This is a genomic window from Pseudomonas acericola (SeqCode) (assembly GCF_053456465.1).
In genome coordinates, this window is sequence record NZ_JBRFJB010000006.1 from 239787 (window position 1) to 261299 (window position 21513).

Consider the following 21513-nt stretch of genomic DNA (forward strand, 5'->3'; position numbering starts at 1 on the left):
CCAGGTGCAGGCGCCAGCGCAGATACTGGGCCCATCAACCCATCACGAGGCAATACCCATGGCCAAGCAAGCACTCATCCTAATCGATATCCAGAACGACTACTTCCCTCAGGGCAAGTGGCCACTCGACGGCGTGGACGCCGCGGCGGACAATGCTGCGCAGGTGCTGCAAGCGTTTCGCCAGGCCGGTGATGCGGTGATTCATGTTCGCCATGAGTTCACCTCCGAAGACGCACCGTTCTTCACGCCGGGCTCCGAGGGTGCGCATTTGCATTCCAAGGTGCTGAACGAGGGCAACGAGCCGGTGGTGTTGAAGCATTTCGTCAATGCGTTTCGCGAAACCAATCTGCGTGCACTGCTGGAACAACGCAGCATCACCGAACTGGTGGTGGTCGGCAGTATGAGTCATATGTGCATCGATGCCGTGGTGCGGGCGGCAGCGGATTTGGGCTACAAGGTCACGGTCATTCACGACGCCTGCGCAACCCGGGAGCTGGAATTCAACGGCCAAGTGATTCCGGCCGCGCAAGTGCATGGCGCCTATATGGCCTCACTGGCATTTGGCTATGCGGGCGTGGTCTCGGCAGATGAATACTTGCAGGCGCAAGCGGCGGCGGCCTGACCGCCACTTGCCTACCCGACGTCAGCGAGTTGCGATGATGAACAGGCGCGGAAATGGCAGCAACACGGTGCCATCGGCCAGGGCTGGGTAAGCCTGGGTAATCCGCGCCTGGTATTCCTGTAGGAAGGCGGTCTTTTCGCTATCGGTCAACGGCGCGAGGAACGGTCTCAGGGCCGACGCCTTGAACCACTCCACCACCGCAGCGTGGTCTGCCAACGGGTGCAGGTAAGTGGTACGCCACACATCGACGGTGCTGCAGTGTTTGCTCAACAGCTCGTAGTAGTAGCTCGCGGCGTGACGTTCATTGTGTTTGACCGCGCCGATCTTGGCGGCCCATGGGCCCTCGGCAGCGACTTCGCGGGCGAGCCGGTGGGCGGGCTCGTCGAGGTTGTCCGGGGTTTGCACCGCCAGCGTGCCGCCGGGTGTCAGTTGGTTGACCAGGTGCGGGTACAGCGTGGCGTGATTGGGTAACCATTGCAGGGACGCATTGGCCAGGATCACGTCAAAGGCTTGCGCTGGGCTCCAGTCGCCAATATCCGCCAGCTCGAAGCTCAGTGCCGGCAGGCGTTTGCGGGCGTCGGCGAGCATGTCGTCGGAGCTGTCCATGCCGATGACGTGGGCGTGCGGAAAGCGCTCGGCCAGGACTTCGGTGGAGTTGCCGGGGCCGCAACCCAGGTCGACGGCGGTGCGCACGTCGGTGTTCGGGATTGCCGCCACCAAGTCACGGACCGGACGGGTGCGCTGCTGTTCGAACATCGTGTATTGCTTGGCAGACCAGGTCATCGCAACATTCCTTCATGTTAAAGGTTGGCCACAGCCTAAATCCTGTAGGCCATGAGAACAAATGCCTGGACGATCGGGCAATAAAAAACCCCCGAAGCCTGGGCTATCGGGGGTTTTGTGCGTTCCGGGTCTTGGACCTTAGAACGGGATATCGTCATCAAAGCTGTCGAAATCCGGAGCCGGTTGCGGAGCAGCCTGCTGTGGCGCTGGACGCGACTCACGCTGAGGCTGTTGGCTTGGCTGCGGACGCGACTGCTGTGGACGCGGAGCCGAGTTGGACATGCCACCCTGGCCCTGTTGGTCGCCCTGTGGACGGCCGCCCAGCAGTTGCATGGTGCCTTGCATGTCGACCACGATTTCGGTGGTGTAACGCTTGATACCGTCTTTTTCCCACTCGCGGGTTTGCAGCTTGCCTTCGATGTAGACCTGCGAACCTTTGCGCAGGTACTCACCGGCGATCTCTGCCACCTTGCCGAACATCGACACACGGTGCCATTCGGTTTTCTCGACCTTCTGGCCGGTTTGCTTGTCGGTCCACTGTTCGCTGGTCGCCAGACTCAGGTTGGTCACGGCGTTACCGTTAGGCAAGTAGCGAACTTCGGGATCCTGGCCGCATGTACCGACCAATATGACTTTGTTAACCCCACGGGCCATAACGTTCTCCTAGGCTGGGCGCGCTGTCGGCACTGGGTTGACCAGTTGCTCAAGCGTCGCGCGATCCAATAATTCGGTGTCCAATTTGATGTAGATGGCGGCTTCTTCGGCGATCACTACCGCATCTGTTACCCCAACAACGGCCATTAGGCGCTCTACCAGGCCGGCTTCACGAATTGCTTCGGGCGACAACGGCAGGCGCAGGCTTGTGACGTATGGAGGTTCGCGCATGGTAACAGCAAAGGCCAACCAAAGTGCAGCAAGGCCGGCGCATCCGAGGAACACAACCGACAAACCGCCATGCTGGAACATCCAGCCACCCATGATGCCGCCCAGCGCGGAGCCGAGGAACTGGCTGGTGGAATACACCCCCATCGCCGTGCCCTTGCCACCGGCCGGTGAAACTTTACTGATCAGCGAAGGCAACGAGGCTTCCAGCAGGTTGAACGCGGTGAAGAACACCACCGTACCGATCACCAACGCTCGCAGGCTATCGCCGAACTGCCAGAAGAATAGCTCAGTGAGCATCAGCGTCGCGACGGCGCCCAGCAAAACTCGTTTCATTTTGCGTTTCTTCTCGCCATAGATGATGAACGGGATCATGGCGAAGAACGAAATCAGCAGTGCCGTGAGGTAGACCCACCAGTGCTGCTCCTTGGGTAAACCGGCTTTTTCCACCAGCGCCAGGGGCAAGGCGACGAAGCTGCACATCAGCATTGCGTGTAATACGAAGATACCTAAATCCAGGCGCAGCAGGTCGGGGTGCTTGAGCGTCGGCAACAACGCCTTGCGCGCAACCCCAGACTCGCGGTGCTGCAACGTGCCGGTGGAGCGCGGCACCATGAAGGCCACGATCACGATGCCGAACAGCGCCATGCCGCCCGTGGCGAGGAACAGGCCATGCAGGCCGAAGGCGCTGGTGAGCAAAGGGCCGACCACCATGGCCACGGCAAACGACAGGCCGATGGTCATGCCGATCATGGCCATGGCCTTGGTGCGGTGTTGTTCGCGGGTCAAATCCGACAGCAGTGCCATGACCGCGGCAGAAATTGCCCCGGCGCCCTGTAGGACACGGCCAGCAATCACGCCCCAGATCGAATCCGACTGGGCCGCCAGCACACTGCCGAGGGCGAACACGATCAGCCCCAGGTAAATCACCGGGCGGCGGCCAATGCGGTCGGAAATGATCCCGAATGGAATCTGGAAAATCGCCTGGGTCAGGCCATAGGCGCCAATCGCCAGGCCGATCAGGGCGGGGGTCGCGCCTGCGAGATCCATCCCATAGGTCGCCAGTACCGGCAACACCATGAACATGCCAAGCATACGGAAGGCGAACACCAGGGCCAGACCGCTTGCCGCTCGGGTCTCGCCGCTACTCATGCGTTCGCTGTGGGGATCGTGCATGGAAAAACCTCGTGTGAACCGGCGGCGATTCTACCAGTCCCATCGATTGAGAGGGTATATGCGGCGCTTTGCCGCGCAGCTTTCATGTAAGGCTGCACCCGGCAATTTGACAGTGTATATTCATCCAGTCTTTAGCCGTATACTCCTGCATTATTTACGCCCGCCGTGCGAGGCCATCTTGGACAAGATCCTGATTCGTGGGGCTAGAACCCACAACCTGAAGAACATCGACCTGACCCTGCCCCGGGACAAACTGATCGTCATCACCGGTTTGTCGGGGTCCGGCAAATCGTCCCTGGCCTTCGATACGCTGTATGCCGAAGGCCAGCGGCGCTATGTGGAATCGCTGTCGGCTTATGCCCGGCAGTTCCTGTCGATGATGGAAAAGCCCGACGTCGACACCATTGAAGGCCTGTCGCCGGCGATCTCCATCGAGCAGAAATCGACCTCCCATAACCCGCGTTCCACCGTGGGCACCATCACCGAAATCTACGACTACCTGCGTCTTCTATATGCACGCGTAGGTATTCCGCGCTGCCCGGACCATGACATTCCCCTGGAAGCCCAGACCGTCAGCCAGATGGTTGACCTGGTGCTGGCCCAGCCGGAAGGCGCCAAGCTTATGTTGCTGGCACCCGTGATTCGCGAGCGCAAGGGCGAACACCTTTCCGTCTTCGAAGAGCTGCGCGCACAAGGTTTTGTACGCGCGCGGATCAACGGCAAGCTCTATGAGCTGGACGAAGCGCCAAAGCTCGACAAGCAGAAGAAGCACTCCATCGATGTAGTGGTGGACCGCTTCAAGGTACGGGCTGACCTGCAACAGCGCCTGGCGGAATCGTTCGAGACGGCCTTGAAGCTGGCGGATGGCATTGCGTTGGTGGCGCCGATGGATGACGAGCCGGGTGAAGAAATCATCTTCTCCGCGCGCTTTGCCTGCCCTATATGCGGCCACGCCATCAGCGAGCTGGAACCCAAGCTGTTCTCCTTCAACAACCCGGCCGGCGCCTGCCCGACGTGCGATGGCCTCGGCGTGAAGCAGTTCTTCGACATCAAGCGCCTGGTCAATGGCGAGCTGACCTTGGCCGAGGGTGCGATACGCGGCTGGGACAGGCGCAACGTCTATTACTTCCAGATGCTGGGGTCGTTGGCATCCCACTACAAATTCAGCCTGGAAGTGCCGTTCAACCAACTGCCGGCGGATCAGCAGAAAGTCATCCTCCATGGCAGCGGCTCACAGAATGTCGACTTCAAATACCTGAACGACCGCGGCGACATCGTTAAACGCTCGCACCCGTTCGAAGGCATCGTGCCAAACCTGGAGCGCCGCTACCGCGAGACCGAATCGGCCAGCGTGCGTGAAGAGCTGGCGAAATTCCTCAGCACCCAACCCTGCCCGGATTGCCGCGGCACGCGCCTGCGTCGTGAGGCGCGGCATGTGTGGGTGGGTGAAAAGACGTTGCCGGCGGTGACCAACCTGCCGATCGGCGACGCCTGTGAGTATTTTGGTGTACTTAAGCTGACCGGCCGTCGCGGCGAGATTGCCGACAAGATCCTCAAGGAAATTCGCGAGCGCTTGCAGTTCCTGGTCAACGTGGGCCTGGACTACCTGTCGCTGGATCGCAGCGCAGATACGTTGTCCGGCGGTGAAGCCCAGCGGATTCGCCTGGCCAGCCAGATTGGCGCGGGCCTTGTGGGGGTGCTGTACATCCTCGACGAACCGTCGATCGGTTTGCACCAACGCGACAACGATCGCCTGCTCGGCACGCTGAAACACCTGCGGGATATCGGCAACACCGTGATTGTGGTCGAGCACGATGAAGATGCGATTCGCCTGGCGGATTACGTCGTCGATATCGGTCCGGGCGCGGGTGTTCATGGTGGGCACATTGTCGCCGAGGGCACACCTGCCGAAGTCATGGCGCACCCGGACTCGCTGACGGGCAAGTACCTGTCCGGCCGTGTGAAGATTGAAGTGCCGGCCAAGCGCACACCACGCAACAAGAAGCTGTCACTGCACCTCAAGGGCGCTCGCGGCAACAACTTGCGTAACGTGGACCTGGAAATCCCCCTGGGCCTGCTGACCTGTGTGACGGGTGTTTCAGGCTCAGGCAAGTCGACGCTGATCAACAACACCCTGTTCCCGTTGAGTGCCACCGCCCTGAACGGCGCGACCACCCTGGAAGCGGCAGCGCATGACAGCATCAAGGGCCTGGAGCACTTGGACAAAGTGGTCGATATCGACCAGAGCCCCATTGGCCGTACGCCACGCTCCAACCCGGCGACCTATACCGGGTTGTTTACGCCGATTCGCGAGTTGTTTGCGGGTGTCCCGGAGTCCCGCTCACGGGGCTACGGACCTGGCCGGTTCTCGTTCAACGTCAAGGGCGGGCGCTGCGAAGCCTGCCAGGGTGATGGCCTGATCAAGGTGGAGATGCACTTCCTGCCAGACATCTACGTGCCCTGCGATGTGTGCAAGAGCAAGCGCTACAACCGCGAAACCCTGGAGATCAAGTACAAGGGCAAAAGCATCCACGAAACCCTGGAGATGACCATCGAGGAAGCGCGGGTGTTCTTCGACGCGGTTCCGGCGTTGGCGCGCAAGCTACAGACGTTGATGGATGTGGGCCTGTCGTACATCAAGCTGGGGCAGTCGGCGACCACGCTGTCCGGCGGCGAGGCGCAACGGGTGAAGCTGTCGCGCGAGCTGTCCAAGCGTGATACTGGCAAGACCTTGTATATCCTCGATGAACCGACCACCGGTTTGCACTTCGCGGATATCCAGCAATTGCTCGACGTGCTGCACCGCTTGCGCGACCACGGCAACACGGTAGTCGTGATCGAGCACAACCTGGATGTGATCAAGACCGCCGATTGGCTGGTGGACCTTGGGCCGGAAGGTGGCTCAAAAGGTGGCCAGATCATCGCGGTGGGCACACCGGAGGAAGTCTCTGAGATGCCGCAGTCGCACACCGGTTACTACTTAAAACCACTGTTGGCGCGCGACCGGGCCTGATTTATCGGGCCCAACAAAAAGCCCCTGTCACCGTTAAGGCGACAGGGGCTTTTTTGTAGCCAGGAATCAGAACTGCGATTGCAGGTAATTCTCCAGGCCGATCAACTTGATCAGGCCCAACTGCTTTTCCAGCCAGTAGGTGTGATCTTCTTCGGTGTCGTTCAACTGCACACGCAGGATTTCACGGGTGACAAAGTCGCTGTGCTTCTCGCAAAGCTCAATGCCTTTGCAGAGTGCGGCACGTACTTTGTACTCCAGGCGCAAGTCACTGGCGAGCATCTCAGGTACGGTAGTGCCGGTGTCCAGGTCGTCGGGACGCATGCGTGGCGTACCTTCGAGCATGAGGATACGGCGCATCAGCGCGTCGGCGTGCTGTGCCTCTTCTTCCATTTCGTGGTTGATGCGTTCGTAGAGCTCCGTAAAGCCCCAGTCTTCATACATACGCGAATGGATGAAGTATTGGTCACGAGCTGCCAGTTCGCCCGTCAGCAACGTGTTGAGGTAATCGATTACGTCGGGGTGACCTTGCATCGCCCTACATCTCCCTGCTTGAAAGCCTGTAGTTTGAACCATGATGACCCGGAGGTCACGGGATCAACGGCAGAAAAGTGAAGATTTCCGGAGAAAAGTAGCTGAAATAACGCAAAAACCGCCCAAATGAGGGCGGTTCTGCTTATCGTTTAGAGTCAGTTAAGCGATACACCCAGTGCCTTTGCGATTGCTTCTCCGTACGCTGGATCGGCCTTGTAGAAGTGCGCCAGTTGACGCTGAACCACGTCACTTGTCACACCCGCCATCGCGCCGGCGATGTTGTTGGTGAGCAATGCTTTCTGCTCATCGCTCATCAGGCGGAATAGCGCACCGGCGTGACTGTAGTAGTCAGTGTCTTCGCGGTGATCGTAACGATCGGCGGCACCGCTCAGGGCCAGCGCAGGCTCAGCATATTGAGGCGCTTGTTTAGGCGCATCGGCGTAGCTGTTGGGTTCGTAGTTAGGAGCGGCACCACCGTTGGGGCCAAACGCCATCGAACCATCACGCTGGTAGCTGTTCACCGGGCTCAGAGGCGCATTCACCGGCAGTTGCTGGTGGTTGGTGCCGACACGGTAGCGGTGGGCATCAGCATAGGCGAAAACACGACCTTGCAGCATGCGGTCCGGCGACAGCCCCACGCCCGGGACCATATTGCTTGGACCGAACGCCGCTTGCTCGACTTCAGCGAAGTAGTTCTGTGGGTTGCGGTTGAGCTCCAACTCGCCAACTTCGATCAACGGGAATTCCTTTTGCGACCAGGTTTTGGTCACGTCAAAGGGGTTCTCATAGTGAGCATTCGCCTGGGCTTCAGTCATGATCTGGATGCAGACGCGCCATTTCGGGAAGTCACCGCGCTCGATTGCACCGAACAGGTCACGCTGGGCGTAATCAGGATCAGTACCCGCCAAGCGGGCGGCATCGGCGGGCGCCAGGTTCTTGATGCCCTGTTTGGTTTTATAGTGCCACTTCACCCAATGACGTTCACCCTTGGCGTTGATCAGGCTGTAAGTGTGGCTGCCGAAGCCGTGCATGTGGCGGTAGCCGTCTGGGATACCACGGTCCGAAAACAGGATGGTGACCTGGTGCAGCGCCTCTGGAGAGTGCGACCAAAAATCCCACATCATTTGCGCGCTTTTAAGGTTGCTTTGCGGCAGGCGCTTTTGAGTGTGGATGAAGTCAGGGAATTTCAGCGGGTCACGGATAAAGAACACAGGCGTGTTGTTGCCAACGATGTCCCAGTTGCCTTCTTCGGTGTAGAACTTCAACGCGAAGCCGCGTGGATCACGCTCGGTATCAGCCGAGCCGCGCTCCCCGCCTACTGTGGAAAAGCGCAGGAAAGTTGGCGTTTGCTTACCAACAGACTCGAACAACTTGGCGCTTGTGTACTGCGTGATGTCTTTAGTAACAGTGAACGTACCGTAAGCACCCGACCCCTTGGCGTGTACACGGCGCTCAGGAATGTTTTCACGGTTGAAGTGAGCGAGCTTTTCGATCAGGTGAAAATCGTCGAGCAGCAACGGGCCGCGGGGGCCAGCGGAACGGGAATTCTGGTTGTCCGCAACGGGAGCACCGCTGGCGGTCGTAAGGATTTTATTCTGGCTCATGTGCGTATTCCTCAGGTCGGACTTGAAACTGCCGGCTAATCGGCTTGGTGGAGAGTATTGATCATGAAGATAACACCCACAAATTCATTAAATTGCGGACTTCAATAGAAAATTACTACCAACAACTCCGAGACCGATAGTGCATGCCACTGCCCTGGGAAGCTTGTACGGGTGGTGCTTTTGTTACGCGCACAAAAAACCGGGCACTAGGCCCGGTTTTTCGTTACAGCTTGACGTCTTACTCGGCGCTTACAGCTTCGCCGGCAGTAGCACGATCAACCAACTCGACGTACGCCATAGGCGCGTTGTCGCCAGCGCGGAAACCGCACTTGAGGATGCGCAGGTAGCCACCCTCACGGGTAGCGTAACGCTTGCCCAGGTCGTTGAAGAGCTTACCAACGATAGCTTTCGAACGAGTACGGTCGAAAGCCAGACGGCGGTTAGCCAGGCTGTCTGTCTTGGCCAAAGTGATCAGCGGCTCAGCAACGCGACGCAGTTCTTTAGCTTTCGGCAGTGTAGTTTTGATCAGCTCGTGCTCGAACAGCGACACCGCCATGTTTTGAAACATGGCCTTGCGGTGCGAGCTGGTACGGCTCAGGTGACGACCACTTTTACGATGACGCATGGTTCATTCCTTACCAAACTCACGTTCGGTGATTACGACGATCAGGCAGTCGCCTTGTCGTCCTTCTTAAGACTTGCAGGCGGCCAGTTGTCGAGGCGCATGCCGAGGGACAGACCGCGGGAGGCCAGAACGTCCTTGATTTCAGTCAAGGATTTCTTGCCCAGGTTCGGAGTCTTCAACAGTTCTACTTCGGTACGCTGAATCAGGTCGCCGATGTAGTAAATGTTTTCCGCCTTAAGGCAGTTAGCCGAACGTACAGTCAGTTCCAGATCGTCAACCGGGCGAAGCAGGATCGGATCGATCTCGTCTTCCTGCTCGATTACCACTGGTTCGCTGTCACCTTTGAGGTCGACGAACGCAGCCAACTGCTGTTGCAGAATGGTTGCAGCGCGGCGGATAGCCTCTTCAGGATCCAGAGTACCGTTGGTTTCCAGATCAATAACCAGCTTGTCCAGGTTAGTACGCTGTTCGACACGGGCGTTTTCCACCACGTATGCGATACGGCGAACCGGGCTGAACGAAGAGTCAAGCTGCAAGCGACCAATGCTGCGGCTTTCGTCTTCATCGCTCTGACGCGAGTCGGCCGGTTCATAACCACGACCACGAGCTACGGTGAGCTTCATGTTCAGGGCGCCGTTAGACGCCAGGTTAGCGATTACGTGATCGGGATTAACGATCTCGACATCATGATCCAGCTGAATATCGGCAGCGGTAACCACCCCCGAACCCTTCTTCGACAAGGTCAGCGTAACTTCGTCACGGCCGTGCAGCTTGATAGCCAGACCTTTAAGGTTCAACAGGATTTCAATTACGTCTTCCTGTACACCTTCGATGGCGCTGTACTCGTGGAGCACACCGTCAATCTCGGCCTCGACTACTGCACAGCCGGGCATTGAGGACAACAGGATGCGGCGCAGCGCGTTGCCCAGGGTGTGGCCAAAACCACGCTCGAGAGGCTCGAGAGTGATCTTGGCGCGGGTTGGACTGACAACCTGCACATCAATGTGGCGGGGTGTCAGGAACTCATTTACCGAAATCTGCATGGATGCACCTATTTTCTAGCCCTTACTTGGAGTAGAGCTCGACAATCAGGCTTTCGTTGATGTCGGCGGACAGATCACTGCGAGCAGGAACGTTCTTGAAAACGCCCGACTTCTTCTCAGTGTCTACTTCTACCCATTCTACGCGGCCACGTTGGGCACACAGATCGAGAGCTTGGACAATGCGAAGTTGGTTTTTTGCTTTCTCGCGAATCGCGACCACGTCACCAGCACGAACCTGGTAGGACGGGACGTTAACGGTCTGACCGTTTACGCTGACGGATTTGTGCGATACCAGCTGACGGGATTCGGCACGAGTCGAACCAAAGCCCATACGGTATACAACGTTGTCCAGACGGCATTCGAGCAGTTGCAGCAGGTTTTCACCGGTTGCACCTTTCTTGCCAGCAGCTTCTTTGTAGTAGCCGCTGAACTGACGCTCGAGAACGCCGTAGATACGACGGACCTTCTGCTTTTCACGCAGTTGGGTGCCGTAGTCGGACTGGCGACCGCGGCGTTGGCCGTGGATACCAGGTGCTGCTTCAATGTTGCACTTCGATTCGATCGCGCGCACGCCGCTCTTCAGGAAGAGATCGGTGCCTTCGCGACGAGCGAGTTTGCATTTTGGACCAATGTAACGAGCCATTCTTTACAATCTCCTGGATTACACGCGGCGCTTCTTCGGCGGACGGCACCCGTTGTGCGGGATTGGCGTCACGTCGGTGATGCTGGCGATCTTATAGCCACAGCCGTTCAAAGCACGGACAGCAGACTCACGACCTGGACCTGGACCTTTGACGTTAACGTCGAGGTTTTTCAGGCCGTATTCCAGCGCAGCTTGACCAGCACGTTCAGCAGCTACTTGAGCAGCAAACGGGGTGGACTTGCGGGAACCGCGGAAACCCGAACCACCAGAGGTAGCCCAAGACAGCGCGTTACCTTGACGGTCGGTGATGGTCACGATTGTGTTGTTAAAAGAAGCATGGATGTGGGCGATGCCATCAACCACTGTCTTTTTAACTTTTTTACGAGGACGAGCAGCAGGTTTTGCCATGATAATTTTCCTGTCGATTCGCTGGGGCGATTACTTGCGGATCGGCTTACGCGGACCTTTACGGGTACGCGCGTTAGTCTTGGTACGCTGACCGCGTACTGGAAGACCACGACGATGACGCAGACCGCGATAGCAACCGAGGTCCATCAAACGCTTGATTTTCATGTTGATTTCGCGACGCAGGTCACCTTCAGTGGTGAACTTCGCCACTTCGCCACGCAGCTGTTCAATCTGCTCGTCGCTCAGATCCTTGATCTTAGCGGCTGGGTTTACCCCAGCGACCGCGCAAATCTTCTGCGCAGTTGTGCGACCAACACCATAGATGTAGGTCAGCGAGATAACAGTGTGCTTGTTATCTGGAATGTTAACGCCTGCAATACGGGCCATTCAGTGGGACTCCAATTGACAGCTACCTACGCCCCGGAAGCCAAGAAATAGGGCGCGAGATAATATCGCTGTAATAACAAATAATCAACCCGGCAGCGCACTAGCTGCCGGGCTTCAAGCGGATCACACTCAGCCTTGGCGCTGTTTGTGACGCGGTTCCGCGCTGCAAATTACTCGAACAACACCTTCGCGGCGAATAATCTTGCAGTTACGGCACAGCTTTTTCACCGATGCACGAACTTTCATCACCAACTCCTCGAACCTTATGGGGTACTCAGCGCAACATGCCGCTGCCGTAGCCCTTCAGGTTGGCTTTCTTCATCAGGGATTCGTACTGGTGCGAAACGAGGTGCGATTGTACTTGGGACATGAAGTCCATCACAACCACGACGACGATCAGCAACGAGGTCCCGCCAAGGTAGAACGGAACGTTTGCTGCAACCACCAGGAACTGGGGCAACAAGCACACGGCCGTCATATATAGAGCACCGAACAGGGTCAAACGAGTCAGAACGCCATCAATGTAGCGTGCCGACTGCTCACCTGGACGAATACCCGGAATAAAGGCACCGGACTTCTTCAGGTTTTCCGCTACGTCTTTCGGATTGAACATCAACGCCGTATAGAAGAAGCAGAAGAAAATAATCCCTGCACTAAACAGCAGAATATTCAACGGCTGACCAGGAGCGATCGACTGAGAGAGGTCCTGCAGCCAGCCCATATTTTCAGACTGACCAAACCAGGTACCCAACGAAGCCGGAAACAGCAAAATGCTGCTCGCGAAAATTGCCGGGATAACACCGGCCATATTCACTTTCAGCGGCAAGTGGCTGGTCTGCGCAGCGAAGACCTTACGGCCCTGCTGACGCTTGGCGTAGTGAACAGCAATACGACGCTGGCCACGCTCAATGAACACCACAAAACCGATAATCGCTACTGCCAGCAAACCGATGGCAACCAGGGCGAAGATATTGATATCACCCTGACGTGCAGACTCGAAAGACTGCCCAATTGCTCTCGGAAGACCGGCGACGATACCTGCGAAAATCAACATCGAGATACCGTTACCAACACCACGCTCAGTAATCTGCTCACCCAGCCACATCATGAACATCGCACCAGCCACAAACGTGGATACCGCGACGAAATGGAAGCCAAAGTCACCAGTGAACGCAACACCCTGCCCGGCCAAGCCAACGGACATGCCGATAGCCTGAACCAGGGCGAGGGCTACAGTGCCGTAGCGGGTGTACTGGCTAATCTTGCGACGGCCAGCTTCACCTTCCTTCTTCAACTGCTCCAGCTGCGGGCTGACGGCGGTCATCAGCTGCATGATGATCGATGCCGAAATGTACGGCATGATCCCCAGTGCAAAGATGCTCATCCGTTCCAGCGCGCCGCCGGAAAACATGTTGAACAAGCTAAGAATGGTCCCCTCATTCTGTCGAAACAGGTCTGCGAGTCGGTCCGGGTTGATACCTGGAACCGGGATGTGTGCGCCTATTCGGTAGACGATAATCGCCAGGAACAGAAAACGCAGACGAGCCCAAAGTTCAGACATACCGCCTTTGCCGAGCGCTGAGAGAGCACCTTGCTTAGCCATTTATTCCTCGAACTTGCCGCCAGCTGCTTCGATAGCCGAACGCGCACCTTTGGTGGCGCCGATTCCCTTGCCGATAGTGACAGCGCGAGTCACTTCACCGGACAGCATGATTTTCACACGCTGTACGTTGACGTTGATCACGTTGGCATCTTTCAGGGTCTGCACAGTAACGATGTCGCCTTCCACTTTAGCCAGCTCGGACAGACGCACTTCTGCGCGATCCATGGCTTTCAGGGAAACGAAACCGAACTTAGGCAGGCGACGATGCAGCGGCTGTTGACCGCCTTCAAAGCCTGGAGCGATGGTGCCACCGGAACGGGAGGTCTGACCTTTGTGGCCACGGCCACCAGTCTTACCCAAACCGCTACCGATACCACGGCCCGGACGATGCTTTTCGCGACGGGAACCCGGCGCTGGACTCAGATCATTGAGTTTCATCGATTAACCCTCTACACGCAGCATGTAGTAAGCCTTGTTGATCATCCCGCGATTCTCGGGAGTATCAAGTACTTCTACGGTGTGACCGATGCGACGCAGACCCAGACCCTTAACGCACAGTTTGTGGTTAGGGATGCGGCCGGTCATGCTCTTGATCAGCGTTACTTTAACGGTAGCCATGATCAGAAGATCTCCTTGACAGTCAGACCACGCTTAGCAGCGATGGACTCAGGAGATTGCATAGCTTTCAAACCTTTGAAAGTGGCGTGAACCACGTTTACCGGGTTAGTCGAGCCGTAGCACTTGGCCAGAACGTTCTGAACGCCAGCAACCTCGAGGACAGCACGCATAGCGCCGCCAGCGATGATACCGGTACCTTCAGAAGCAGGCTGCATGTACACCTTCGAAGCGCCATGAGCGGACTTCATTGCGTACTGCAGAGTAGTGCCATTCAAGTCAACTTGGATCATGTTGCGGCGAGCAGCTTCCATTGCCTTCTGGATCGCAGCAGGCACTTCACGCGACTTGCCACGGCCGAAGCCAACACGCCCTTTACCATCACCAACCACGGTCAACGCGGTGAAAGTGAAGATACGGCCGCCTTTAACGGTTTTGGCTACGCGGTTAACTTGAACCAGCTTCTCAATGTAGCCTTCGTCGCGCTTTTGGTCGTTATTTGACATAACTTAGAACTCCAGCCCAGCTTCACGAGCGCCATCAGCCAGCGCTTTCACGCGACCGTGGTACTTGAAGCCAGAGCGGTCGAAAGCCACTTGCGAGACGCCAGCGGCCTTAGCACGCGTAGCGACCAGCTGGCCAACCTTAGTGGCCGCGTCGATGTTGCCAGTGGCACCATCACGCAGTTCTTTATCCAAAGTCGAGGCGCTTGCCAGGACTTTGTTGCCGTCGGCCGAGATGACCTGGGCGTAGATGTGCTGCGACGAGCGGAACACGCAGAGACGCACGACTTCGAGTTCGTGCATTTTCAGGCGTGCTTTGCGAGCGCGACGCAGTCGAGTAACTTTTTTGTCGGTCATTTGCTATGCCCTACTTCTTCTTGGCTTCTTTACGACGGACGACTTCGTCCGCGTAGCGCACACCTTTGCCTTTGTACGGCTCTGGTGGACGGAAGTCGCGGATCTCAGCAGCCACTTGACCTACCAGTTGCTTATCGATGCCCTTGATCAGGATATCGGTCTGGCTAGGAGTCTCAGCGGTGATGCCTTCCGGCAGTTCGTAATCCACTGGGTGCGAGAAGCCAAGGGCCAGGTTCAAAACCGTGCCTTTTGCTTGCGCTTTGTAACCAACACCGACCAGCTGGAGCTTACGCTCGAAGCCTTGGCTTACGCCTTGGACCATGTTGTTTACCAACGCACGCGTGGTACCGGCCATTGCGCGAGTTTGTTGATCGCCATTGCGAGCAGCGAAACGCAGCTCACCAGCTTCTTCAACGATCTCAACGGACGAATGGATGTTCAGTTCAAGAGTACCCTTGGCACCCTTCACCGAAAGCTGTTGGCCTGCGAATTTTACTTCGACACCGGCTGGCAGCTTAACGGGGTTCTTAGCGACGCGAGACATGCTTATCCCCCCTTAGAACACAGTGCAAAGAACTTCGCCGCCGACACCGGCAGCGCGCGCAGCACGATCCGTCATCACACCTTTGTTGGTGGAGACGATAGACACGCCCAGACCGCCACGAACTTTCGGCAGATCTTCAGCGGACTTGTACTGACGCAGGCCTGGACGGCTAACGCGCTTCACTTCCTCGATGACCGAACGGCCTTCGAAGTACTTCAGCTCGATGGACAGCAGTGGTTTGATTTCGCTGCTGATCTGATAACCCGCAATGTAGCCTTCGTCTTTCAGGACTTTGGCAACAGCTACCTTCAACTTGGAAGATGGCATGCTTACGACGGACTTTTCAGCCATCTGGGCATTACGGATACGAGTTAGCATGTCCGCTAACGGGTCCTGCATACTCATGGGCTAGACGCTCCTAATACAAAAAAATTAGCCTTGCGGCTACATATGTCGCCGAGAATCTCCGGGTAAAAAACACGGGCTCAGGCGAGCCGCGTATTTTAGACACACTCCAGAAATGAAACAAGCCCCAAAAGGGGCTTGTTCCAGATTCAAGGCCACCGGCGGTCAGTATCTTGCGATTCCGACCACCAGGACGTTGAAAGTACTTACCAGCTGGCTTTAACCAGACCTGGTACGTCACCACGCATTGCCGCTTCACGCAGTTTGTTACGGCCGAGGCCGAACTTGCGGTAAACGCCGTGTGGACGACCGGTCAGGCGGCAGCGGTTACGCATGCGCGAAGCGCTTGCGTCACGCGGCTGCTTCTGCAGAGCTACTGTAGCTTCCCAACGCGCTTCTGGACTTGCGTTCAGATCAACGATGATTGCTTTCAGTGCTGCACGCTTCTTGGCGTACTTGGCAACCGTGAGCTGACGCTTCAGCTCGCGGTTTTTCATGCTCATCTTGGCCATGGTCCTACTCCAATCAGTTGCGGAACGGGAATTTGAAAGCACGCAACAGGGCGCGACCTTCATCATCGTTCTTGGCAGTGGTGGTCAGGGTGATGTCCAGACCGCGGAGAGCATCGATCTTGTCGTAGTCGATTTCCGGGAAGATGATCTGCTCTTTCACGCCCATGCTGTAGTTACCACGACCATCGAAGGACTTGGCATTCAGGCCGCGGAAGTCGCGAACCCGAGGCAGGGAGATCGACAGCAGACGATCCAGGAACTCGTACATACGCTCACGGCGCAGGGTCACTTTGACGCCGATCGGCCAACCTTCACGGACTTTAAAGCCAGCGATGGATTTCCGAGCGTAGGTCACAACGACTTTCTGGCCGGTGATCTTTTCCAGGTCAGCAACAGCGTGCTCGATGACTTTTTTGTCGCCGATCGCTTCGCCCAGACCCATGTTCAGGGTGATTTTGGTAACGCGCGGAACTTCCATCACGTTCCCAAGCTTAAGTTCTTCCTTAAGCTTAGGGGCGATTTCCTTCCGGTAAATCTCTTGTAGTCGTGCCATGGTCTAATCTACCTAGCAGTGTTCAAGCATCAACCGCTTTTTGGGTCGACTTGAAGACACGAATTTTCTTACCGTCTTCTACTTTGAAACCAACGCGGTCAGCCTTGTTGGTTTCGCCGTTGAAGATGGCGACGTTAGAAGCATCCAGCGGAGCTTCTTTCTCGACGATACCGCCCTGCACGCCCGACATCGGGTTAGGCTTGGTATGACGCTTAACCAGGTTCAGACCACCGATAACCAGACGGTTATTAGCGAGAACCTTAAGCACCTTACCGCGCTTACCTTTGTCTTTGCCGGCGATCACGATGATCTCGTCGTCACGACGAATCTTTTGCATGTCGGATCTCCTTACAGCACTTCTGGGGCGAGCGAGACGATCTTCATGAACTTCTCAGTACGAAGTTCACGGGTCACTGGCCCAAAGATACGGGTGCCGATCGGCTCTTGCTTGTTGTTCAGAAGAACAGCAGCGTTGCCATCAAAGCGGATAATGGAGCCATCAGCACGACGTACGCCGTGACGAGTGCGGACTACAACAGCAGTCATCACTTGGCCTTTTTTCACTTTACCGCGAGGAATTGCTTCCTTCACGGTAACTTTGATGATGTCACCGATACCAGCGTAACGACGATGGGAGCCACCCAGCACCTTGATGCACATAACACGGCGAGCGCCGCTGTTATCGGCCACATCGAGCATGGATTGAGTCTGAATCATATAATTTCTCCGACCCCTAGTCCTTAGACTTCCACAGCGCGTTCGAGAACATCAACCAGCGCCCAAGACTTGGTCTTGGCCAGCGGACGAGTTTCACGAATAGTGACTTTGTCGCCGATGTGGCACTGATTGGTTTCGTCGTGCGCGTGCAGCTTAGTCGAACGCTTAACATATTTACCGTAGATCGGGTGCTTAACGCGACGCTCGATCAAAACGGTGATGGTTTTGTCCATCTTGTCGCTGACAACACGGCCAGTCAGCGTACGGACAGTCTTTTCGGCTTCAGCCATGATCACTTACCTGCCTGCTGGTTGAGCACAGTCTTCACGCGAGCGATGTCACGCTTAACTTGCGAGAGCAGATGAGACTGCCCCAACTGGCCAGTTGCTTTCTGCATACGCAGATTGAACTGGTCGCGCAGCAAGCCGAGCAGTTGCTCGTTCAGCTGCTGTGCGGATTTTTCACGAAGTTCATTCGCTTTCATCACATCACCGTCCGTTTAACAAAGGAGGTGGCGAGCGGCAGCTTTGCAGCAGCCAGGGCGAAAGCCTCACGCGCCAGCTCTTCAGTAACACCCTCGATTTCATACAGGACTTTGCCTGGCTGAATCTGGGCAACCCAATATTCCACGTTACCCTTACCTTTACCCATCCGCACTTCGAGAGGCTTCTTGGAGATCGGCTTGTCCGGGAATACACGGATCCAGATCTTGCCGCCACGTTTTACGTGACGGGTCAGAGCACGACGCGCTGACTCGATCTGACGAGCGGTGAGACGACCACGAGCTACAGACTTCAGCGCGAACTCGCCGAAGCTGACTTTGCTACCGCGCTGAGCCAGACCACGGTTGTGGCCTGTCATCTGCTTGCGGAACTTCGTACGCTTAGGTTGCAACATTTGGCGTACCCCTTACTTAGCAGCTTTTTTACGAGGCGCTGGTGCTTGTGGTTTCAGTTCTTCTTGGCGACCACCAATTACTTCGCCTTTGAAGATCCAAACCTTTACACCGATCACACCGTAAGTGGTGTGAGCTTCGTAGTTGGCATAGTCGATGTCGGCACGCAGGGTGTGCAGTGGCACACGACCTTCGCGATACCATTCAGTACGTGCGATTTCAGCACCGCCGAGACGACCGCTCACTTGGATTTTGATGCCTTTGGCACCAATGCGCATGGCGTTCTGTACGGCGCGCTTCATAGCGCGACGGAACATTACGCGACGCTCCAGCTGCTGAGCTACGCTCTGCGCAACCAGCATACCGTCGAGCTCCGGCTTACGGATCTCTTCGATATTGATGTGCACAGGCACACCCATTTGCTTGGTCAGGTCCTGACGCAGTTTCTCAACATCTTCACCTTTCTTCCCGATAACGATACCTGGACGAGCAGTGTGGATGGTGATACGTGCAGTTTGTGCCGGACGATGGATATCGATACGGCTTACGGACGCGCTTTTTAGTTTGTCTTGGAGATACTCACGCACCTTCAGATCAGCGAACAAGTAGTCCGCATAAGTCCGACCGTCTGCGTACCAGACGGAGGTGTGCTCCTTGACGATTCCCAGGCGAATGCCAATGGGATGTACTTTCTGACCCATCTCTTCGACTCCGTTACTTGTCAGCAACCTTGACAGTGATATGGCAAGACCGCTTGACGATGCGATCAGCACGGCCTTTGGCACGTGGCATGATGCGCTTCAGCGAACGCCCTTCGTTGACGAAAACGGTGCTGACCTTCAGGTCATCAACGTCTGCGCCTTCGTTATGCTCGGCGTTGGCTACGGCCGACTCCAGCACTTTCTTCATGATCTCGGCGGCTTTCTTACTGCTGAAAGCCAACAGGTTGAGCGCTTCGCCCACCTTCTTCCCGCGGATCTGGTCGGCGACCAAGCGGGCTTTCTGGGCGGAGATTCGAGCGCCCGACAACTTAGCGGCTACTTCCATTTCCTAACCCCTTAACGCTTGGCTTTCTTGTCTGCCACGTGCCCACGATAAGTGCGGGTACCGGCAAACTCGCCCAGTTTGTGGCCGACCATGTCTTCGTTAACGAGAACTGGGACGTGTTGACGACCGTTGTGTACTGCGATGGTCAGACCGACCATTTGTGGCAGGATCATCGAACGACGCGACCAGGTTTTCACCGGTTTGCGATCATTCTTTTCCGCCGCCACTTCGATCTTCTTCAGTAGGTGAAGATCAATAAAAGGACCTTTTTTCAGAGAACGTGGCACTGTCGTATCCCTCTATTTACTTGCGACGACGGACGATCATTTTGTCGGTACGCTTATTACCACGAGTCTTCGCGCCCTTAGTCGGGAAGCCCCATGGCGATACCGGATGACGACCACCAGAGGTACGACCTTCACCACCACCGTGTGGGTGGTCAACCGGGTTCATGGCAACACCACGAACGGTTGGGCGAACGCCACGCCAGCGTTTGGCACCAGCTTTACCCAGCGAACGCAGGCTGTGCTCGGAGTTCGAGACTTCGCCCAGGGTCGCGCGGCATTCAGCCAGCACTTTACGCATCTCACCAGAACGCAGACGCAGGGTCACGTAGACACCTTCACGAGCGATCAGCTGAGCCGAAGCACCAGCGGAACGAGCGATCTGCGCGCCTTTACCTGGCTTCAATTCGATGCCGTGTACGGTGCTACCAACTGGAATGTTACGCAGTTGCAGAGCGTTGCCCGGCTTGATCGGTGCCAAGGCACCTGCGATCAGCTGGTCGCCAGCGCTCACGCCTTTAGGGGCGATGATGTAGCGACGCTCGCCATCTGCGTACAGCAGCAGAGCGATGTGAGCAGTACGGTTTGGATCGTATTCGATACGCTCGACAGTGGCAGAGATGCCATCTTTGTCGTTGCGACGGAAATCGACCAGACGATAATGCTGCTTATGGCCACCACCGATGTGACGAGTGGTAATACGACCATTGTTGTTACGACCACCAGTCTTCGATTTTTTCTCGAGCAGCGGTGCGTGAGGAGCGCCTTTATGCAGCTCCTGGTTGACCACCTTGACCACAAAACGGCGGCCAGGGGAAGTCGGTTTGCATTTAACGATTGCCATGATGCACCCCTTCCTTACTCAGCACTGCTGCTGAAATCGAGATCTTGGCCTGGCTGAAGGGAGATAACTGCCTTCTTCCAGTCATTACGCTTGCCCAGACCGCGAGCAGTGCGCTTGCTCTTACCCAGAACATTCAGGGTAGTAACACGCTCTACTTTCACGCTGAACAGGCTTTCGACGGCCTTCTTGATTTCCAGCTTGGTTGCGTCAGTTGCAACCTTGAAAACGAACTGGCCTTTCTTGTCAGCCAGAACCGTAGCCTTTTCGGAAACGTGCGGGCCAAGCAGAACTTTAAATACGCGTTCCTGGTTCATCCCAGCAGCTCCTCGAATTTCTTCACGGCCGACACGGTGATCAACACCTTGTCGTATGCGATCAGACTAACTGGATCGGAACCTTGCACGTCACGTACATCAACGTGTGGCAGGTTGCGAGCAGCCAGGTACAGGTTCTGATCAACAGCTTCAGACACGATCAAAACGTCGGTCAGGCTCATGTTGTTCAGTTTGCCCAGCAGATCTTTGGTTTTTGGACTTTCAACAGCGAAGTCCTGAACCACGACCAGACGATCAGTACGCACGAGTTCAGCAAGGATGGAGCGCAGTGCTGCGCGGTACATCTTCTTGTTGAGCTTCTGAGAGTGATCCTGTGGACGAGCTGCGAAAGTGGTACCGCCGCCACGCCAGATTGGGCTACGGATAGTACCGGCACGAGCACGGCCAGTGCCTTTCTGACGCCAAGGGCGCTTACCGCCACCACGTACGTCGGAACGGGTCTTTTGCTGCTTGCTACCTTGACGGCCGCCGGCCATGTAGGCCACGACTGCTTGGTGAACGAGCGTCTCGTTGAATTCGCCGCCAAATGTCAGTTCGGAAACTTCGATCGCTTGAGCGTCATTTACATTTAATTGCATGTCA

33 protein-coding genes are annotated in these 21513 nt (G+C 56.4%); 2 read left to right on the forward strand and 31 right to left on the reverse strand.

Annotation, left to right across the window (positions count from 1 at the left end; genetic code table 11):
• The first annotated feature begins 58 nt into the window (after positions 1-58).
• Positions 59-622, forward strand: coding sequence for a cysteine hydrolase family protein (locus ACU688_RS22395; RefSeq protein WP_448186436.1), 564 nt, complete (start codon positions 59-61; stop codon positions 620-622).
• A 21-nt stretch (positions 623-643) separates the two neighbouring features.
• Here the strand turns inward: ACU688_RS22395 and tam are convergent, their stop codons facing one another.
• The 3 genes from tam to ACU688_RS22410 all read right to left on the reverse strand — a co-directional run bounded on the left by tam (position 644) and on the right by ACU688_RS22410 (position 3463).
• Positions 644-1405, reverse strand: a complete 762-nt coding sequence (gene tam / locus ACU688_RS22400; protein WP_448186437.1) for a trans-aconitate 2-methyltransferase — start codon at positions 1403-1405, stop codon at positions 644-646.
• A gap of 138 nt (positions 1406-1543) precedes the next feature.
• Positions 1544-2059, reverse strand: a complete 516-nt coding sequence (locus tag ACU688_RS22405) for a single-stranded DNA-binding protein (protein WP_003232445.1) — start codon at positions 2057-2059, stop codon at positions 1544-1546.
• A 9-nt stretch (positions 2060-2068) separates the two neighbouring features.
• Positions 2069-3463, reverse strand: coding sequence for an MFS transporter (locus tag ACU688_RS22410; protein WP_448186438.1), 1395 nt, complete (start codon positions 3461-3463; stop codon positions 2069-2071).
• Positions 3464-3641: 178 nt separating this feature from the next.
• Here ACU688_RS22410 and uvrA point away from each other — a divergent pair, with 178 nt between their 5' ends.
• Positions 3642-6476, forward strand: coding sequence for an excinuclease ABC subunit UvrA (gene uvrA, locus ACU688_RS22415; RefSeq protein WP_448186439.1), 2835 nt, complete (start codon positions 3642-3644; stop codon positions 6474-6476).
• A gap of 66 nt (positions 6477-6542) precedes the next feature.
• Here the strand turns inward: uvrA and bfr are convergent, their stop codons facing one another.
• The 28 genes from bfr to rplD form a co-directional block, all read right to left on the reverse strand.
• Positions 6543-7007, reverse strand: a complete 465-nt coding sequence (gene bfr / locus ACU688_RS22420) for a bacterioferritin (RefSeq protein ID WP_448186440.1) — start codon at positions 7005-7007, stop codon at positions 6543-6545.
• Between the two features lie 155 nt (positions 7008-7162).
• Entirely contained in the window at positions 7163-8611 is a 1449-nt protein-coding gene (locus ACU688_RS22425; RefSeq protein WP_448186441.1) for a catalase, read from the reverse strand.
• A gap of 238 nt (positions 8612-8849) precedes the next feature.
• Positions 8850-9236 (reverse strand): 50S ribosomal protein L17, encoded by a 387-nt coding sequence (rplQ, locus tag ACU688_RS22430; RefSeq protein WP_003176402.1) that lies wholly within the window; start codon positions 9234-9236, stop codon positions 8850-8852.
• Positions 9237-9277: 41 nt separating this feature from the next.
• Complete coding sequence (locus tag ACU688_RS22435; RefSeq protein ID WP_003176403.1) at positions 9278-10279, reverse strand: DNA-directed RNA polymerase subunit alpha; 1002 nt, start codon at positions 10277-10279, stop codon at positions 9278-9280.
• Positions 10280-10301: 22 nt separating this feature from the next.
• Positions 10302-10922 carry a 30S ribosomal protein S4 gene (gene rpsD, locus ACU688_RS22440; RefSeq protein ID WP_003210056.1) on the reverse strand — a complete coding sequence of 207 codons (621 nt, stop codon included), beginning with the start codon at positions 10920-10922 and terminating at the stop codon, positions 10302-10304.
• Positions 10923-10940: 18 nt separating this feature from the next.
• Entirely contained in the window at positions 10941-11330 is a 390-nt protein-coding gene (rpsK, locus tag ACU688_RS22445) for a 30S ribosomal protein S11 (protein ID WP_002555466.1), read from the reverse strand.
• Between the two features lie 30 nt (positions 11331-11360).
• Complete coding sequence (rpsM, locus tag ACU688_RS22450) at positions 11361-11717, reverse strand: 30S ribosomal protein S13 (protein ID WP_003194635.1); 357 nt, start codon at positions 11715-11717, stop codon at positions 11361-11363.
• Between the two features lie 129 nt (positions 11718-11846).
• Entirely contained in the window at positions 11847-11963 is a 117-nt protein-coding gene (gene rpmJ / locus ACU688_RS22455) for a 50S ribosomal protein L36 (RefSeq protein ID WP_002555468.1), read from the reverse strand.
• Between the two features lie 28 nt (positions 11964-11991).
• Complete coding sequence (gene secY, locus ACU688_RS22460) at positions 11992-13320, reverse strand: preprotein translocase subunit SecY (RefSeq protein ID WP_017736663.1); 1329 nt, start codon at positions 13318-13320, stop codon at positions 11992-11994.
• The gene (gene rplO, locus ACU688_RS22465) at positions 13321-13758 is read right to left on the reverse strand and encodes a 50S ribosomal protein L15 (protein WP_003176407.1); all 438 of its coding nucleotides are present in this window, start codon (positions 13756-13758) and stop codon (positions 13321-13323) included.
• A 3-nt stretch (positions 13759-13761) separates the two neighbouring features.
• Positions 13762-13938 carry a 50S ribosomal protein L30 gene (rpmD, locus tag ACU688_RS22470; protein WP_003186033.1) on the reverse strand — a complete coding sequence of 59 codons (177 nt, stop codon included), beginning with the start codon at positions 13936-13938 and terminating at the stop codon, positions 13762-13764.
• A gap of 2 nt (positions 13939-13940) precedes the next feature.
• The gene (rpsE, locus tag ACU688_RS22475) at positions 13941-14441 is read right to left on the reverse strand and encodes a 30S ribosomal protein S5 (protein ID WP_003176409.1); all 501 of its coding nucleotides are present in this window, start codon (positions 14439-14441) and stop codon (positions 13941-13943) included.
• 3 nt (positions 14442-14444) lie between these two features.
• On the reverse strand, positions 14445-14795 hold the full coding sequence (gene rplR, locus ACU688_RS22480) for a 50S ribosomal protein L18 (protein WP_017736664.1): 351 nt from the start codon (positions 14793-14795) through the stop codon (positions 14445-14447).
• Positions 14796-14805: 10 nt separating this feature from the next.
• Positions 14806-15339: a 50S ribosomal protein L6 gene (gene rplF, locus ACU688_RS22485; RefSeq protein WP_003176412.1), complete on the reverse strand. Its 534-nt coding sequence runs from the start codon at positions 15337-15339 to the stop codon at positions 14806-14808.
• Between the two features lie 12 nt (positions 15340-15351).
• The gene (gene rpsH / locus ACU688_RS22490; protein ID WP_003176413.1) at positions 15352-15744 is read right to left on the reverse strand and encodes a 30S ribosomal protein S8; all 393 of its coding nucleotides are present in this window, start codon (positions 15742-15744) and stop codon (positions 15352-15354) included.
• A gap of 206 nt (positions 15745-15950) precedes the next feature.
• The gene (rpsN, locus tag ACU688_RS22495; RefSeq protein ID WP_003176414.1) at positions 15951-16256 is read right to left on the reverse strand and encodes a 30S ribosomal protein S14; all 306 of its coding nucleotides are present in this window, start codon (positions 16254-16256) and stop codon (positions 15951-15953) included.
• Positions 16257-16269: 13 nt separating this feature from the next.
• Positions 16270-16809, reverse strand: coding sequence for a 50S ribosomal protein L5 (rplE, locus tag ACU688_RS22500; protein WP_003194642.1), 540 nt, complete (start codon positions 16807-16809; stop codon positions 16270-16272).
• Between the two features lie 22 nt (positions 16810-16831).
• Entirely contained in the window at positions 16832-17146 is a 315-nt protein-coding gene (gene rplX, locus ACU688_RS22505; RefSeq protein ID WP_003176416.1) for a 50S ribosomal protein L24, read from the reverse strand.
• A gap of 11 nt (positions 17147-17157) precedes the next feature.
• The gene (gene rplN, locus ACU688_RS22510; RefSeq protein WP_002555479.1) at positions 17158-17526 is read right to left on the reverse strand and encodes a 50S ribosomal protein L14; all 369 of its coding nucleotides are present in this window, start codon (positions 17524-17526) and stop codon (positions 17158-17160) included.
• Between the two features lie 23 nt (positions 17527-17549).
• The gene (gene rpsQ / locus ACU688_RS22515; RefSeq protein ID WP_003176419.1) at positions 17550-17816 is read right to left on the reverse strand and encodes a 30S ribosomal protein S17; all 267 of its coding nucleotides are present in this window, start codon (positions 17814-17816) and stop codon (positions 17550-17552) included.
• Between the two features lie 2 nt (positions 17817-17818).
• Positions 17819-18010: a 50S ribosomal protein L29 gene (gene rpmC, locus ACU688_RS22520; RefSeq protein WP_002555481.1), complete on the reverse strand. Its 192-nt coding sequence runs from the start codon at positions 18008-18010 to the stop codon at positions 17819-17821.
• On the reverse strand, positions 18010-18423 hold the full coding sequence (gene rplP, locus ACU688_RS22525) for a 50S ribosomal protein L16 (RefSeq protein WP_017736665.1): 414 nt from the start codon (positions 18421-18423) through the stop codon (positions 18010-18012). The genes rpmC and rplP overlap by 1 nt, the downstream gene beginning before the upstream one ends.
• A 12-nt stretch (positions 18424-18435) precedes the next feature.
• Positions 18436-19122: a 30S ribosomal protein S3 gene (rpsC, locus tag ACU688_RS22530; RefSeq protein WP_003176422.1), complete on the reverse strand. Its 687-nt coding sequence runs from the start codon at positions 19120-19122 to the stop codon at positions 18436-18438.
• Positions 19123-19135: 13 nt separating this feature from the next.
• Positions 19136-19468 carry a 50S ribosomal protein L22 gene (gene rplV, locus ACU688_RS22535; RefSeq protein ID WP_003103908.1) on the reverse strand — a complete coding sequence of 111 codons (333 nt, stop codon included), beginning with the start codon at positions 19466-19468 and terminating at the stop codon, positions 19136-19138.
• Between the two features lie 11 nt (positions 19469-19479).
• The gene (gene rpsS / locus ACU688_RS22540; protein WP_002555486.1) at positions 19480-19755 is read right to left on the reverse strand and encodes a 30S ribosomal protein S19; all 276 of its coding nucleotides are present in this window, start codon (positions 19753-19755) and stop codon (positions 19480-19482) included.
• A gap of 16 nt (positions 19756-19771) precedes the next feature.
• Positions 19772-20596, reverse strand: a complete 825-nt coding sequence (rplB, locus tag ACU688_RS22545; protein WP_003176423.1) for a 50S ribosomal protein L2 — start codon at positions 20594-20596, stop codon at positions 19772-19774.
• A 14-nt stretch (positions 20597-20610) separates the two neighbouring features.
• A complete protein-coding gene (rplW, locus tag ACU688_RS22550; protein ID WP_002555488.1) occupies positions 20611-20910 on the reverse strand; it encodes a 50S ribosomal protein L23 in 300 nt (99 codons plus the stop codon).
• Entirely contained in the window at positions 20907-21509 is a 603-nt protein-coding gene (gene rplD, locus ACU688_RS22555; RefSeq protein ID WP_003176424.1) for a 50S ribosomal protein L4, read from the reverse strand. Before rplD ends, rplW begins: the two co-directional genes overlap by 4 nt.
• Positions 21510-21513 lie beyond the last annotated feature (4 nt).

Excerpts from the sequence above, each read along its gene's own strand:
- ACU688_RS22410 (WP_448186438.1), bottom strand. The coding sequence starts at position 3,463 with ATGCACGATCCCCACAGCGAACGCATGAGTAGCGGCGAGACCCGAGCG.
- tam (WP_448186437.1), bottom strand. The coding sequence starts at position 1,405 with ATGACCTGGTCTGCCAAGCAATACACGATGTTCGAACAGCAGCGCACC.
- rplB (WP_003176423.1), bottom strand. The coding sequence starts at position 20,596 with ATGGCAATCGTTAAATGCAAACCGACTTCCCCTGGCCGCCGTTTTGTG.
- rplW (WP_002555488.1), bottom strand. The coding sequence starts at position 20,910 with ATGAACCAGGAACGCGTATTTAAAGTTCTGCTTGGCCCGCACGTTTCC.
- rpsQ (WP_003176419.1), bottom strand. The coding sequence starts at position 17,816 with ATGGCTGAAGCCGAAAAGACTGTCCGTACGCTGACTGGCCGTGTTGTC.
- rpsM (WP_003194635.1), bottom strand. The coding sequence starts at position 11,717 with ATGGCCCGTATTGCAGGCGTTAACATTCCAGATAACAAGCACACTGTT.
- rplX (WP_003176416.1), bottom strand. The coding sequence starts at position 17,146 with ATGCAAAAGATTCGTCGTGACGACGAGATCATCGTGATCGCCGGCAAA.
- ACU688_RS22435 (WP_003176403.1), bottom strand. The coding sequence starts at position 10,279 with ATGCAGATTTCGGTAAATGAGTTCCTGACACCCCGCCACATTGATGTG.
- ACU688_RS22395 (WP_448186436.1), top strand. The coding sequence starts at position 59 with ATGGCCAAGCAAGCACTCATCCTAATCGATATCCAGAACGACTACTTC.
- rpmC (WP_002555481.1), bottom strand. The coding sequence starts at position 18,010 with ATGAAAGCGAATGAACTTCGTGAAAAATCCGCACAGCAGCTGAACGAG.
- rpsE (WP_003176409.1), bottom strand. The coding sequence starts at position 14,441 with ATGTCAAATAACGACCAAAAGCGCGACGAAGGCTACATTGAGAAGCTG.
- rpsC (WP_003176422.1), bottom strand. The coding sequence starts at position 19,122 with ATGGGTCAGAAAGTACATCCCATTGGCATTCGCCTGGGAATCGTCAAG.
- rpsH (WP_003176413.1), bottom strand. The coding sequence starts at position 15,744 with ATGAGTATGCAGGACCCGTTAGCGGACATGCTAACTCGTATCCGTAAT.
- rpmD (WP_003186033.1), bottom strand. The coding sequence starts at position 13,938 with ATGGCTACCGTTAAAGTAACGCTGATCAAGAGCATGACCGGCCGCATC.
- rplQ (WP_003176402.1), bottom strand. The coding sequence starts at position 9,236 with ATGCGTCATCGTAAAAGTGGTCGTCACCTGAGCCGTACCAGCTCGCAC.
- rpsN (WP_003176414.1), bottom strand. The coding sequence starts at position 16,256 with ATGGCCAAGATGAGCATGAAAAACCGCGAGCTGAAGCGTCAGCTCACG.
- rpsK (WP_002555466.1), bottom strand. The coding sequence starts at position 11,330 with ATGGCAAAACCTGCTGCTCGTCCTCGTAAAAAAGTTAAAAAGACAGTG.
- rplD (WP_003176424.1), bottom strand. The coding sequence starts at position 21,509 with ATGCAATTAAATGTAAATGACGCTCAAGCGATCGAAGTTTCCGAACTG.
- rplR (WP_017736664.1), bottom strand. The coding sequence starts at position 14,795 with ATGACCGACAAAAAAGTTACTCGACTGCGTCGCGCTCGCAAAGCACGC.
- rplN (WP_002555479.1), bottom strand. The coding sequence starts at position 17,526 with ATGATTCAGACTCAATCCATGCTCGATGTGGCCGATAACAGCGGCGCT.
- rplV (WP_003103908.1), bottom strand. The coding sequence starts at position 19,468 with ATGGAAGTAGCCGCTAAGTTGTCGGGCGCTCGAATCTCCGCCCAGAAA.
- rplE (WP_003194642.1), bottom strand. The coding sequence starts at position 16,809 with ATGGCACGACTACAAGAGATTTACCGGAAGGAAATCGCCCCTAAGCTT.
- rplP (WP_017736665.1), bottom strand. The coding sequence starts at position 18,423 with ATGTTGCAACCTAAGCGTACGAAGTTCCGCAAGCAGATGACAGGCCAC.
- ACU688_RS22425 (WP_448186441.1), bottom strand. The coding sequence starts at position 8,611 with ATGAGCCAGAATAAAATCCTTACGACCGCCAGCGGTGCTCCCGTTGCG.
- bfr (WP_448186440.1), bottom strand. The coding sequence starts at position 7,007 with ATGCAAGGTCACCCCGACGTAATCGATTACCTCAACACGTTGCTGACG.
- rplF (WP_003176412.1), bottom strand. The coding sequence starts at position 15,339 with ATGTCTCGCGTCGCTAAGAACCCCGTTAAGCTGCCAGCCGGTGTCGAA.
- rplO (WP_003176407.1), bottom strand. The coding sequence starts at position 13,758 with ATGAAACTCAATGATCTGAGTCCAGCGCCGGGTTCCCGTCGCGAAAAG.
- rpmJ (WP_002555468.1), bottom strand. The coding sequence starts at position 11,963 with ATGAAAGTTCGTGCATCGGTGAAAAAGCTGTGCCGTAACTGCAAGATT.
- secY (WP_017736663.1), bottom strand. The coding sequence starts at position 13,320 with ATGGCTAAGCAAGGTGCTCTCTCAGCGCTCGGCAAAGGCGGTATGTCT.
- ACU688_RS22405 (WP_003232445.1), bottom strand. The coding sequence starts at position 2,059 with ATGGCCCGTGGGGTTAACAAAGTCATATTGGTCGGTACATGCGGCCAG.
- rpsD (WP_003210056.1), bottom strand. The coding sequence starts at position 10,922 with ATGGCTCGTTACATTGGTCCAAAATGCAAACTCGCTCGTCGCGAAGGC.